The sequence below is a fragment of the Aestuariivirga sp. genome (assembly GCF_044239095.1).
GTDB lineage: Bacteria > Pseudomonadota > Alphaproteobacteria > Rhizobiales > Aestuariivirgaceae > Aestuariivirga.
Map to the genome: position 1 here is coordinate 1 of NZ_JBIICB010000114.1, position 12,450 is coordinate 12,450.

Below are 12,450 nucleotides of genomic sequence, written 5' to 3' on the forward strand. Positions count from 1 at the left end.
GTCGGCGGCGGAAACGGTGAAACTGATACCATTGCGCATCCTTTAAGATTCGCACGTCAACAAGCCGTTGGGAACCTTCAATCGGACTCTTTTGTCCCGGCCAATCCACTAGGAGCCTGTCTGTGATCGGCCCCCAGCGAGTGGTACGTGTCAAATGTTAGTGCACGACTGGCTTGGGCGCCAGCGTGGGCGGCGAAGCCGGTCGGGGTAGCGAAGCCGCCCGCGCGGACTGCGGAACGAAGACTTCTGGGGCTGGTGGCCGGTAGCCCAGTGATCCGTGAGGGCGGAGCGTGTTGTAGAAGCGGCGCCAGCTTTCCACGATGACGCGGGCCTCAGCGAGCGTGTAGAAGATCTCGCCATTGAGAAGCTCGTCACGGATGCGGGCGTTGAAGCTCTCGATGTATCCATTCTCCCATGGGCTCCCCGGTGCGATGTAGGCAGTCTTTGCGCCGACGGCTGCGATCCAGTCCTGAACCGCCTTCGCAACGAACTCCGGGCCATTATCGGATCGTATGTGCTCCGGCACGCCCCGGAGGATGAAGAGGTCGGACAGGACGTCGATGACATCAGAAGACTTGAGCTTCCGGTTGATCGTGATCGACAGGCATTCTCGTGTGAACTCGTCCACCACGTTCAGCATGCGATACTTCCGTCCGTCATGGGTGCGATCCTCCACGAAGTCATAGGACCAGACATGGTTTGGCCGTTCTGCCCGAAGCCGGATACAGGAACCGTCGCTCGGCCAGATCCGACTGCGTTTCGGCTGCCGGGGCGGGACCTTCAGGCCCTCCTGCCGCCAGATCCGCTCCACCCGCTTGTCGTTGACCACCCAGCCCGACGTGCTGCGCAGGAGAGCTGCCATTTTCCGGTATCCCAGCCGACCGTGTTCCCGGACAAGAGTCACAAGGTCGTCCGTCAGTTGCTCCTCGTCTTCCCGGCCCCGCGGGATCTTGCGCTGTGTCGATCGATGCTGGCCGAGCGCCGCACAGGCCCGGCGCTCCGAGATCGACAGAGCCTGCCGGACGTGCGCGATGCACGCCCGGCGCCGCGCGGGGCTCAGTAATTTCCCCGTGCTGCCTCCTTCAGCGGCCGGGGCTGGTCATCGGCGCCAGTCCCGCGTATCCACAGACAGCATGACTGCAGTTGCATCGTCAGCTGGCTTGAAGCGGGGATAGCGGTGGGCGTTCGGGTCACTGGCCTCGGTGGATCGGATCAGCTTCAGGACGTCGTTGACGCTGGCAGCGCTCGCATCCATGAGCTGACCTTCTTCCATCAGCCCATAGGTATCGACAGCCCTGTAGTAGCCGTCGGTACAGAGCAGCATTTGCGCAGGCCATCCAAGATGCACGATTTCCGGCATGGCCAGCGCGTCGCGGCTGCATTCGAGAACACTGTAGCCGTCCGGGCGGTTGCGCTTGGCGCGGGCCTCCCGGAGTTGCGGAGCGAATTCGGCAAGCAGGGCCTTTACGTCGAGTACGCCCTGCTGCCGCCGCTTCAGCGCCTCCCGGGTGAGCCAGTGGTCGAAACTGTTGTTGGGCGAGGCGGCGAGGATGCGCCGGCCGCCGCCTTGCTCGCGTGCAAGCAGACAGGAGTCCCCGAGCCTGAGGCAATGCCAGCCATCGGCATAGCGCTTCACCAGAACGAGGCATGCGGCCGGCGGGTCATAGTCGCGCGGCAGATCGAGGCTGGCGGAGGCTGCGTCCCAGTCGGAGATCAGCCTAGCAACAAGATCCTGGAGCAATGTGTCGAGAGCAATGGCGCGCGGGGCGAGGTCCATCAGATGTGCATGCGCGCGCGCGACGAGCCACTGGGCATCGCTACCGGCCAGGAGATGATTGCGTGGATTGATTCCGGTGACACCGTCAAAGACCCAGGCAGCGGAGATGTCTTCGCTGCCGCCAACATGGCCGAAGCTATCCTCGTTGACCGCACCGCTACCTTCGCTTTCGGCTCCCAGAAGCTTCACTGTTCCGCCTCTCATTTGCTGCTGGGCACTTCATCGCCGAAACGGTGGAGGCTGGCAAGGCAGGTCCAGGGGGTTCAGCGCCATGCTTGCGCGGAATGGTTTTCTGTGGTGACGTCCCGCGAAAAGGGGCAAGCGGCATGATCTGCGAAATCTGTGTGGATTCAGTCGAGGGTGTCAAGGCTGCGAGGGATGCCGGGGCAGCGCGGGTCGAACTCTGTGCAAGTCTCATTGAAGGCGGCATCACGCCGAGCCGCGGCATGATACGCGCGGCAAGGTCGGTTCAGGGCATCAAGCTGCATGTCATCATCCGCCCGCGCGGCGGCGACTTCCTGTTCAGCGGTGCCGAATTCGATGTGATGGCCGCGGATATCGAAACCGCCAAGGCCGAAGGGGCTGATGGCGTGGTGATCGGACAGCTCACCGCCGATGGTGTGATCAATGTGCCGCGCACGCGCGAACTCATGGCGATCGCAAGACCGATGGCCGTCACCTTCCATCGTGCCTTCGACATGACACCCGATCCCATCACGGCGCTGGAAACGCTGATCGAGCTCGGCGTCGAGCGGGTGCTGACATCCGGCCAGGAGGCAAGCGTGCTGGAGGGCCTTCCGCTCATCGCCGAACTCGTTAGCCAGGCCCGAGACCGCATCATCGTCATGCCGGGCGGTGGCATCACACAGCGTAATGCCGAACGCATCGTCAGCGCGGCGAAGCCGAAGGAAATCCATTTCGCGGCGCTGGAGCTGGCGCAGGGCGGCATGCGGTTCCGGCGCGAGCACGTCTTCATGGGCGGCGAGTTGCGGCCGCCCGAGTACGACCGGCTGGTGACAGCCGAGCATGGCATCCGCGCCGTGATGAAGGGCGCACATTAGGCAGGGCAGAAGAACATGGCGACAGTGGAAGATCTCACGAGAACAGAATCCGCAGCATCGCTCGCCGGCCGCATCCGGCGGCGCGAGATTTCGCCCGTCGAGGTGATGGATGCTGCCATCGCCCGCATCGAGGCGCACAATCACAAGATCAATGCGCTCATCATCCTGCATCTTGACAAGGCGCGAGACGCGGCGAAGCAGGCGGAAGCCGCCGTCATGCGCGGCGAGGAACTCGGGCCCCTGCATGGCGTGCCGGTGGCGATGAAGGACTGCTTCGATTTCAAGCCGGGATGGGTCTGCACCTTCGGTGGCGTGAAGGCGCTGAAGAACTGGACGGCGGATTTCCACTGCATGTGGGCCGAGCGGATGGAGAAGGCCGGCGCCATCATCGTGGGGAAGACCAACAGCCCCATCTTCGGCTTCCGCGGCACCTGCGACAACTACATGTTCGGACCCTCGCGCAACCCGTTCAATCTCGACAAGAACACCGGCGGCTCCTCGGGCGGGAGTGCGGGTGCTGTCGCGGCGGGACTTCTTCCCATCTGCGAGGGAACCGACGGCGGCGGATCAACCCGTATCCCGTCGGCCTGGAGCGGCACCTATGGTTACAAGGCCTCCTTTGGCCGCGTGCCGCTGGTCTCCCGACCCGATGCCTTCGGCGGCATGACGCCCTTCATCTTCGAGGGGCCGATCTCGCGCACGGTGGAGGACTCGGCCCTCGTCATGTCAGCGCTCCAGGGCTACGACTCGCGCGATCCCTTCGCGCTCGAAGGCAGCGTCGACTTCATGGGCGCGCTGCGCGCCTCGATCAAGGGCAAGCGTTTCGCCTATACGCGCGACTACGGCATCTTCCCGGTAGACAAGCGGGTGACGGCGGTGACTGACAAGGCGGTGGAAGCGCTGCGCGATGCCGGTGCCATCGTCGAGGAAGTCGATGTCGGCATCAGGCGCTCGCATATGGAACTGAGTGAGGCGTGGTGCCGCTTCTGCGGCGTGAAGCAGGTGGCTGTCCTGGAGAACTTCAAGAAACAGGGTATCGACATCCGCCGCGACCATCATGACGACATGCCGCCGGAGTTCTGGCATTGGGACGAGATCGGCCTGAAGATGTCGGCCAACGACTGGCTGAGGGACCAGGCGATCCGCAGCGAAGTCTATGACGCCCTGCGCCTCGTCTTCGACAAGCATGATTTTCTGGTGGCTCCCACGCTCTCCTGCCTCGCCGTCGACAATGGCACCGACGGGAACACCGTGGGACCTGCGGAAGTCAATGGCGAGAAGATCAACCGCCTGATCGGATGGTGTATGACCTTCCTCATCAACTTCAACGGCCACCCGGCAGCCTCTTGTCCGGCAGGACTCTCTGACAATGGCTTGCCCGTTGGCTTGCAGATCGCCGGGCGGCGCTACGACGATTTCGGCGTCATCGCCGCGAGCGCCGCGCTGGAACGCGTCAGGCCGTGGATGCCCACCTACAAGCAGATCAAGCTCTGAGGTTCACCACAGCGTATAGCCGCCGTCGATGACGAAGGCGGCACCCGTCACGTAGCTCGACGCGGGCGAGGCAAGATAGAGCGCGAGCGGGCCGATCTCGTCGGGTTCGCCCGTGCGGCCCATCGGCACGGACTTCACGAAGGTCTCGATCACCTCCGGGTGTTTCTTCGCCCACGCCTTGTTGGGCTCGGTCATGAACAGGCCCGGGCAGATGGCGTTGACGGTGACGCCCCGCGGCGCCCAGTCGGCGGCCGTCGCCCGCGTGAAGTGGATGACCGCCGCCTTCGCCGTCTCGTAGTGCCGCCCTGCGATTCCGCGGTTGGCGATGATGCCGCTCACAGAGGCGATGTTGATGACCCGGCCAGACCCACGCGCCAGCATCGCGCCGCCAATCATCTTCGTGCACAGGAAAACGTGGGTCAGGTTGAGGTCGATGAACTTCTGCCATGTCGCAAGGTCGGTCGACTCCACGGGGACGTCCAGATTGCGGCCTCCCACATTGTTGACGAGAATATCTATCCCGCCCGGCTCCGCCAGCACCTTGCGGCATGTCTCCTCGCAGGTCGCGGGATCGGCGATGTCGGCGGCATAGGTCCACACCTTGCGGCCAAGTGCCCGCACTTCATCCGCGGTCTTGTCGAGCTGATCGGCATTCCGACCATTGAGCACCACATCGGCCCCGGCTTCCGCTGCCGCGAGCGCGATCACCCGCCCGAAGCCGCGGCTGCCGCCTGTGATGAAGATGCGCTTGCCGTCGAGCCGGAATCGGTCGAGCACGCTCATGCTGGTCTCCCTTCCGTGGGGTTGTCCGTCTTCAGAGCCGCACACCGCTTGCGGCGTCGAACAGATGGATCTTGGAAAGATCGGGCATCAGTGCCAGCTTCTCGCCGGGCCGCTCGGTGATCCGCTCGCGGAACACGCCCACGAGCTTATGGCCGGCGAAGCTTGCAATGACCTGCGTCTCGCCTCCCATGGGCTCGACGACAGCGACTGTGGCTTCGAGCGAGCCGCCGAGCGTCAGGTGCTCTGGCCTCATTCCATAGATCGCGGGCTTCCCGTCGCTTGCGGCCGGGGCGGTGGCCAGCGGCAGTTTTGTTCCGTCGGCAGCCTCGAAGAACGGCTTGCCCTCATGGCTCCGGATGTGTCCCTTGATCAGATTCATCGCCGGAGAGCCGATGAAGCCCGCGACGAACAGGTTGGCCGGCGCGTCGTAGAGTTCGAGCGGCGCACCGGTCTGCTCGACGATTCCGTCGTGGAGGACCACGATCCGGTCGGCCATGGTCATGGCTTCCACCTGGTCATGGGTGACGTAGACGGTGGTCGTCTTGAGCCGCTGGTGAAGCTCCTTGATTTCCGTTCGCATCTGCACACGGAGCTTGGCATCAAGGTTCGAGAGCGGCTCGTCGAACAGGAAGACGGCAGGGTCTCGCACGATGGCGCGGCCCATGGCGACGCGCTGGCGCTGGCCGCCCGACAGTTCGCGGGGATAGCGGCCGAGGAGGGGGACGAGATCCAGGATTTCCGCTGCCCGGCGCACCTGCTTCTCGATCTCGGACTTGGGTTCCTTGCGCATCAGCAACGCAAAACCCATGTTCTGGGCCACCGTCTTGTGCGGGTAGAGCGCGTAGCTCTGGAACACCATCGCGATGTCGCGTTCCTTGGGCTCGAGGTGATTGACCACCCTGTCGCCGATGCGGATGATGCCTGCCGAGATATCCTCCAGCCCCGCGATCATGCGGAGCAGGGTGGACTTGCCGCAGCCCGAAGGGCCCACAAGTGCGAGGAACTCGCCGTCCCTGATGGCAGCAGAGATCCCGTGAATGACCTCATGGGGGCCATAGGACTTTCGCACCTGCACAATATCGACCGAGGCCACGGCACAAGCTCCACTTCTTGTTCCGGGGAGGTTTGCCCAAATCGACCCGTCCCGCAAGTGTTCGTCGTCTGCGATCTATTGTCGAACGTGAAGATTCGTGAAAGTGTCTCGGTGCAACGGCTGGTGATCTGACATCAGGCCACATACGGGAGGAAACTTATGAGCATGCGTAAGGAGCGTGAATTTGTCTTGCAGGCGGCATCGCGGCAGGCGCTGCTGGGCGGGCAGATCGACCGGCGTGAATTCCTGTCTCGAACACTGATGGCCGGCCTCGGCATGGCAGGCATCGGCGCGGTCGCCAAATCCAGCATCATGCCGGCCCTGGCGCAGGACCGGCCGCTGACGCCCACCTTCTACCAGTGGATTCAGGATCTCCATCCCAGCATCCCGAAGGTGAACGAGAGATTCCCTGGAGTGAACTACCAGATCGCGCCGGTCGAAGGCTTTGGTATCGAGCGATTCGTGGCCGAGGCGAAGAATGGCGAGTCCACATGGGACGTGTATGTCGGCCAGACGCCCTTCGTGGAAATGACCGCGATGATCAAGGCCGGTGTCATCGAGCCGTGGGATGACTATATCCCGAAGGAAGTGCTCGACGACATGATCCCCTCGATCCGCGCCGAGGGCACGATTGACGGCAAGCTCTATGGCTGGCCCTTCCTGCTCGACGTGATCGGTAATTCGTGGCACTCGGGGATCACCACCAAGGCCGGGCTTGCCGACAAGGCCCCGGAGACCTGGGACGAGCATCTCGCCAACTCCAAGGCAGTCGTTGATTCGCAGGCCGCACCCTTCGGCGCCGCCTTCGATGACCGTGGCTGGCGCTCGCTGGCGCCGATGACCCACTCGATGAGCACGAATGTCTATACGCCGGAAGGCCTCTTCAACTTCGAGAGCGACGCGGCCATCGAGGCCCTGAAGCTGATGAAGAAGATCTTCGCCATGTCGACGCCCGACCTGCTGCTGGAAGGCTCGTCGGATGGTGGCGTCAACGGTACGCCGGACGAGGTGGCCTTCGCCGCCCAGCGCGTGGGATACTATTCCAAGTACTTCAATGCGCCGCTGCGCATGGCCCAGTACTGGGATGATCCCAAGGCGCTGCGCCTCGGCCCGTTGCCCAAGTTCACCAACGGCGAGGGCTCGACGGTGTTCTGGACCACCGGCTGCGCGTTGTTCAAACACGGCAAGAACAAGGAAAAGGTTGCCGAGTACATCAAGGCGCTCACCTACGACATGCAGATCTGGCAGGATTCGATCGCCGGCACCGCCAGCGGCCATCCCGGTCATCTGCCGCCCTACAAGTCGATCTACGCGGGCTGGGATGCGAACAAGCCGGAATGGATGCCGGAATTCGTGCCGCTCGTTCGCGGCCAGCTTGACCGGGCCAAGGCCATCAACAACCACCTCTTCGGCCTCCAGCAGTTCGTGATCGGCAAGCCCTTCTGGGACGCCTATCTGAAGGGCGAGGAGACGGACGAGAAGGCGGTGATGAAGAAGATCACCGAAGCCGTGAAGGCCGAGATCAACCGCGGCTGATCAAGCCACTAACCGATGGGCCGGAACGCTATCCGCGTTCCGGCCGCACCCTCGGAGTGTCCATGTCCGCCGGAATTCGGCCACATCACTTCCTCGTTCTTGCGGGCGCTCGGCCATGGCCGACGTAGCATCCCGCACGATTGACGACGCACGGCCCGTCGAGCGAGGGTGGTTCGACGCGCTGCGCGGCGATGTGCGCACATGGGTGTTTCTCATTCCAGCCGTCGTCTTCTTCGTGGGTTATCAGGCCTATCCCATCGTCCGTGTCCTGTGGATCAGCTTCACCGACTACCAGTATCTCAGCAACGAGGCGGCCAACTGGATCGGCTTCGACAACTATATCGCAGCGCTGAATGACCCGCTGATGTGGGTGAGCCTGTGGCGGGCCACGCTGTTCACGCTGATGTTCCTGCCGGGCTGCATCATCCTGCCGCTCATCCTCGCGATTCTCATCGACCGTGTGTCTAACCCGGTTCTGGCCACGGTCTATCGCGTCATCCTTCTCATTCCGGCCGTCATTCCGAGCACGCTGGTCTTCGTGCTGTGGAAGTGGATGTACAATTACCAGTCAGGCCCCATCAATCATTTCCTGGTCAACACGATGGGCTGGTTCACCATTCAGGATGCGCCGCAATGGCTTGGCGGAACCGCGCTCACCCTGCCGGCCATCGCCGTCATGGAAGTCTGGTGGGGGCTCGGCTATCACACCATCTTCTTCCTCGCCGGCCTTGCCGCGATCCCCAAGGACCTCCCGGAAGCGGCCCGGATCGACGGCGCGAATGAGTGGCAGATGTTCTGGCACGTGACATTCCCGCGCCTCATGCCCATCATGATGATCCTCGTGGTCCTGCGCTTCGGCTCCGCCATGGCGGTGATCGACGAGTATCTGATCTTCGGCGGCTTCAACCGCGACTCTCCCACCTATACCTGGACGGTCTTCATGTATGATCAGGCCTTCAAGCTGGGCCTGTGGCGGCAAGGCTTCGCGGCGGCGATCGGCATGATCGGCGCGGTCGCCATGATGATCGTGATGATCATCCTGCTCCGCATCTTCCGGACGCGAGGGTGAGCGGCATGAGTGACATCTCACTGGAGACGATCGAACGCCCCCCGCAGCAAAGCTGGCTGGCGCGGAACATGGCGTCCCTCATCCGCCATGGCGTCATCAACTTCTTCATGATCATCATCCTGCTGCCGCTCGCCTGGGTGATGATCATGTCGGTGAAGTCGCGGCCTGATGCCATGCGCGGCGATTTCTGGCCGCGCAAGTTCGACTTCACGACCTATGCCTATGTGTTCCAGAAGATCGAGACACTACCGATCAACATGTGGAACAGCATCTACGTGACCGCGGGTACGGTGTTGCTCACCACGATCTGTGCGGTGCTTGCGGGTTATGCACTCGTCCACATGCGCCCGAGAGGCGGTGGCATCCTGGTCGCGGCATTGCTTGCCTCGCTCTATTTCCCCACCCGCGTCGTCTCGATCATCAGCATCTATGAGATCCAGAACAGCCTTGGCCTCATCAACAGCACGATGGGCCTCATCCTGCCCTATGTGACGCTCAACCTTGCGATCAGCGTCCTGATCATGCGGAGCGTCTTCCAGCTGGTGCCGCATGAAGTGATCGAGGCTGCGAAAGTCGATGGCGCGGGCCACTGGCGCACGCTCCTCACCATTGCGCTGCCAATGGCGCGAAACGGCATCGTGGTCATCTTCATCGTCAATTTCGTCACCGCCTGGGGCGAGTTCCTGCTGTGCTCGACGCTCACCAACGACCAGGCGGCACGCACCATGCCCGTGGTGCTGGCGGGCGCCCAAGGTGGTCTCGGCCAGTGGACCTGGCCCAACCTCGCCGCCGTCTACATGATCGTGGTGACCCCCGGCATCCTGGCATTCACCTTCGCCCAGAAGCTGTTCTTCAAGGGTCTTGCGGAAGGTGTCGTGAAGGGCTGAGGCGAACCGTACTGGGAGGGAGTGATCTGGTGACGAACGTCTTCAGTGAACTGGGCGTACGCACGATCATCAACGCCAAGGGTCCGGCGACGCGGCTTGCCGGTGGCATCTTGAAGCCGGAAGTCACTGCGGCAATGGTCGAGGCCGGGCAGGCCTGCGTGGACATTGCCGAATTGCAGGCCGCCGCATCGCGAAACATCGCGGCGGCGACGGGTGCGGAAGCTGGTTATGTCGCCTCCGGCGCATCGGCCTGCCTGCTCATTGCGGCCGCAGCCTGTGCAACAGGCCTCGATCCCGGCCGCATGGCAAGAATTCCCGACACCTCAGGCATGAAGAACGAAGCCATTATGGTGCGGAGCCAGCGCAATTTCTACGACCACGCCATCCGCGCCGCGGGGCTCCGCATCGTCGAAGTGGGCCTTCCTGACCGATATGCAGGAGCGGGTGTCCGCGACGCGGAGGTATGGGAAATCGAAGACGCGATCACCGACCGCACCGCGGCCATCGTCTATGTTGCCGACGGAAATGCGCGACCGCCGCTCGCCGACGTAACGGCTGCGGCGCATCGGCATGGCGTGCCCGTCATTGTCGACGCCGCTGCGCAACTGCCGCCGCAGTCGAACCTCAGGCGCTTCACGGCGGAAGGTGCAGACCTCGTGGCCTTCTCGGGCGGCAAGGGCGCTGGGCGGCCCCCAGGCGAGCGGCATTCTGGCGGGAAAGCGCGATCTCGTCATGGCTGCAGCACTGCAGCATCTCGATCTCGACATCTTCTGGGACATGTGGGAGCCCCCACCGTCGTTCATCGACAAGACCCGGCTGAAGGGTCTGCCACAGCATGGCATCGGGCGAAGCTGCAAGGCCGGCAAGGAGGAGATCGCCGGGTTGCTCACGGCCCTCCGGCTCTTTCTGGCCGAGGGCGACGCGGTGCGCCATGCCAGATGGCTCTCCGACTGCGAGACGATCGCTGCGGCGCTGCGTCAGCACGATGTTGAAATCACTGGCCGCAATGACACTGGAACCGTTCCGCAACTGGTAATGACGCTCGATGCTGGAAGGTCAGCAAATGGCGTTATGGCAGCATTGCTGAAGGGTGAGCCGGCCATCGCCGTCGATCCCTCCATGCGAGATTTTAACAAGATCCTGATCAACCCCATGTGCCTTGCACCGGGCCAGGCCGAACAGGTGGGAACTGCCATCTCCAGGCTTCTGGCGTGAAGGAATGCCCATGCCGGTGTGTTGCTCCCGTCCTCCATCAGGACGGCGATCCATCTGATGGGCTTCCCGCACATCACTTTCAGGCGATCAAGGGTGTGCTGGTGCTTGCCGCCGTCCTGCTCTACACACTGAAACTCCAGATGTGCCAGAGGTTCGCATGACCGGAAGACTTCAGGACAAGGTGGCGCTCATCATCGGCGCCGCGCGTGGTATTGGCGAAGGCATCGCCGAGCGCTTCGTCGAGGAAGGCGCCAGGGTGGTGATCGCCGACACCGAGGTGGAAGCTGGCTGCGAGACAGCCAAGCGCCTTGGAGGCCTCTTCGTCGAGACCGACATCTCGCGTATGGATCATACCGAGCGTGCCGTGAGAACGGCGATCGATGGCTGCGGCGGGCTCGGCATCCTGGTGCAGAATGCCGGCATCTATCCCTGGACGCTGATCGAAAAGATCTCCCCCGAAGAGTGGGACAAGGTGCTGGCTGTGAACCTCAAGGGCACGTTCCTCGCAGCGCGTGCCGCACTGCCGCACATGAAGGCGCAGCGGTTCGGACGGATGGTCTTCACCTCCTCCATCACCGGCCCGCGCGTGACGAGCCCCGGCCACGGACACTACTCGGCATCGAAAGCGGGCATCAACGGCTTCATCAAGTCGGCGGCGCTTGAATTCTCAGGCTACGGCATCACGGTGAACGGTATCGAGCCCGGCAACATCCTCACATCCGGCGTGAAGATGCACCGCTCGGAGGCCTTCATCCGGTCCATGGAGGAAGCCATTCCGCTCGGCCGACTCGGGAGCCCGCGCGATGTCGCCAATTGCGCGCTGTTCCTCGCCTCTGATGATGCGTCCTATATCACCGGCACGACGATCGTCGTCGACGGCGGGCAAACGCTGCCCGAAGGCGCGGACTTCCGGATCAACCCGGAGTGAACTGATCCGCAGGGTGCAGGACTGATCCGCGCACCAGCATCTGGGCCAGATGCGGCATGACCGCTGTTCCCGTGCCACGGCCCTTTGGGCATGTTGGCAGGCAGCGTGCGTCGTGCTGTGCCCCAGCCTCAGTGCGTCTGGGCACGCTCGGTTGACAGAGGGGTGTCGACAGGACTGCCGCCGGCACCTGGTCAGCCGCTACACCAGGCTGTTGACCTGTCCTTCGTGAATTGAACGGTCGGCGGCAAGCACGATCTTCAGGCTCTTCACTGCATCGTTCATGTGGTCGGTAAGGTCGATATTCTCCTTGATCGCCTTCAGCAGATAGCGCTGCTCGCGCTCGCAGAGATCGTCGTGACTGGGTTCGTCGGACACGTCGATCCGCGTATCCGGGGTCTTCATGTCGGCATGATGCCAAAGGATCTGGTTGGTCTTGGTATGGCAGTCACCTCCGCAAACCTTGAATCACGCCGTATCTGATTTGAGAAGACCTCAGGATTGAACTAACCCGCTGCCGCGGGAGAAGTGTGGAGCGCATTTACGGCTGAGGTTTCCTGTCTGAGGATTGTGGTTGTTACAGCCCAACCCATCAGACAGGAGTTTCCCA

General features: G+C 62.9%; 11 protein-coding genes and 2 pseudogenes. 8 read left to right on the forward strand and 5 right to left on the reverse strand.

Annotated elements, in window-relative coordinates; all coding sequences use genetic code 11:
- Positions 1-157: 157 nt before the first annotated feature.
- Both ACILRA_RS11770 and ACILRA_RS11775 read right to left on the reverse strand, forming a co-directional pair.
- Positions 158-1,069: pseudogene (locus ACILRA_RS11770) on the reverse strand (IS3 family transposase); the annotation flags it as partial.
- A 30-nt stretch (positions 1,070-1,099) separates the two neighbouring features.
- Positions 1,100-1,966 (reverse strand): protein phosphatase 2C domain-containing protein, encoded by an 867-nt coding sequence (locus tag ACILRA_RS11775; protein WP_395662292.1) that lies wholly within the window; start codon positions 1,964-1,966, stop codon positions 1,100-1,102.
- Between the two features lie 137 nt (positions 1,967-2,103).
- Here ACILRA_RS11775 and ACILRA_RS11780 point away from each other — a divergent pair, with 137 nt between their 5' ends.
- Both ACILRA_RS11780 and ACILRA_RS11785 read left to right on the forward strand, forming a co-directional pair.
- Positions 2,104-2,838 carry a copper homeostasis protein CutC gene (locus tag ACILRA_RS11780; RefSeq protein WP_395662293.1) on the forward strand — a complete coding sequence of 245 codons (735 nt, stop codon included), beginning with the start codon at positions 2,104-2,106 and terminating at the stop codon, positions 2,836-2,838.
- A 15-nt stretch (positions 2,839-2,853) separates the two neighbouring features.
- Positions 2,854-4,332: an amidase gene (locus tag ACILRA_RS11785; protein ID WP_395662294.1), complete on the forward strand. Its 1,479-nt coding sequence runs from the start codon at positions 2,854-2,856 to the stop codon at positions 4,330-4,332.
- 3 nt (positions 4,333-4,335) lie between these two features.
- On the opposite strand, the gene ACILRA_RS11790 is transcribed toward ACILRA_RS11785, so the two are convergent.
- Complete coding sequence (locus tag ACILRA_RS11790) at positions 4,336-5,115, reverse strand: SDR family NAD(P)-dependent oxidoreductase (RefSeq protein WP_395662295.1); 780 nt, start codon at positions 5,113-5,115, stop codon at positions 4,336-4,338.
- A gap of 31 nt (positions 5,116-5,146) precedes the next feature.
- Positions 5,147-6,208 carry an ABC transporter ATP-binding protein gene (locus ACILRA_RS11795; protein ID WP_395662296.1) on the reverse strand — a complete coding sequence of 354 codons (1,062 nt, stop codon included), beginning with the start codon at positions 6,206-6,208 and terminating at the stop codon, positions 5,147-5,149.
- A gap of 159 nt (positions 6,209-6,367) precedes the next feature.
- On the opposite strand from ACILRA_RS11795, the gene ACILRA_RS11800 reads away from it, so the two are divergent.
- From ACILRA_RS11800 to ACILRA_RS11825, 6 genes and pseudogenes are all read left to right on the forward strand, one after another.
- Positions 6,368-7,744, forward strand: a complete 1,377-nt coding sequence (locus ACILRA_RS11800; protein WP_395662297.1) for an ABC transporter substrate-binding protein — start codon at positions 6,368-6,370, stop codon at positions 7,742-7,744.
- Between the two features lie 115 nt (positions 7,745-7,859).
- Positions 7,860-8,813, forward strand: a complete 954-nt coding sequence (locus tag ACILRA_RS11805; protein ID WP_395662298.1) for a carbohydrate ABC transporter permease — start codon at positions 7,860-7,862, stop codon at positions 8,811-8,813.
- 5 nt (positions 8,814-8,818) lie between these two features.
- Positions 8,819-9,700 carry a carbohydrate ABC transporter permease gene (locus tag ACILRA_RS11810; RefSeq protein ID WP_395662299.1) on the forward strand — a complete coding sequence of 294 codons (882 nt, stop codon included), beginning with the start codon at positions 8,819-8,821 and terminating at the stop codon, positions 9,698-9,700.
- A gap of 347 nt (positions 9,701-10,047) precedes the next feature.
- A pseudogene (locus ACILRA_RS11815) lies at positions 10,048-10,272 on the forward strand (hypothetical protein); the annotation flags it as partial.
- Between the two features lie 160 nt (positions 10,273-10,432).
- Complete coding sequence (locus ACILRA_RS11820) at positions 10,433-10,915, forward strand: hypothetical protein (protein ID WP_395662302.1); 483 nt, start codon at positions 10,433-10,435, stop codon at positions 10,913-10,915.
- Between the two features lie 157 nt (positions 10,916-11,072).
- Entirely contained in the window at positions 11,073-11,843 is a 771-nt protein-coding gene (locus ACILRA_RS11825; protein ID WP_395662300.1) for an SDR family NAD(P)-dependent oxidoreductase, read from the forward strand.
- Between the two features lie 198 nt (positions 11,844-12,041).
- Here ACILRA_RS11825 and ACILRA_RS11830 read toward each other — a convergent pair whose 3' ends face one another.
- Complete coding sequence (locus tag ACILRA_RS11830; protein ID WP_395662301.1) at positions 12,042-12,245, reverse strand: hypothetical protein; 204 nt, start codon at positions 12,243-12,245, stop codon at positions 12,042-12,044.
- Positions 12,246-12,450: the final 205 nt, after the last annotated feature.

Bases quoted from the DNA above. Each gene is read 5' to 3' on its own strand.
- ACILRA_RS11780 (WP_395662293.1), top strand. From the start codon at position 2,104: ATGATCTGCGAAATCTGTGTGGATTCAGTCGAGGGTGTCAAGGCTGCG.
- ACILRA_RS11785 (WP_395662294.1), top strand. From the start codon at position 2,854: ATGGCGACAGTGGAAGATCTCACGAGAACAGAATCCGCAGCATCGCTC.
- ACILRA_RS11790 (WP_395662295.1), bottom strand. From the start codon at position 5,115: ATGAGCGTGCTCGACCGATTCCGGCTCGACGGCAAGCGCATCTTCATC.
- ACILRA_RS11800 (WP_395662297.1), top strand. From the start codon at position 6,368: ATGAGCATGCGTAAGGAGCGTGAATTTGTCTTGCAGGCGGCATCGCGG.
- ACILRA_RS11805 (WP_395662298.1), top strand. From the start codon at position 7,860: ATGGCCGACGTAGCATCCCGCACGATTGACGACGCACGGCCCGTCGAG.
- ACILRA_RS11810 (WP_395662299.1), top strand. From the start codon at position 8,819: ATGAGTGACATCTCACTGGAGACGATCGAACGCCCCCCGCAGCAAAGC.
- ACILRA_RS11820 (WP_395662302.1), top strand. From the start codon at position 10,433: ATGGCTGCAGCACTGCAGCATCTCGATCTCGACATCTTCTGGGACATG.
- ACILRA_RS11825 (WP_395662300.1), top strand. From the start codon at position 11,073: ATGACCGGAAGACTTCAGGACAAGGTGGCGCTCATCATCGGCGCCGCG.
- ACILRA_RS11830 (WP_395662301.1), bottom strand. From the start codon at position 12,245: ATGAAGACCCCGGATACGCGGATCGACGTGTCCGACGAACCCAGTCAC.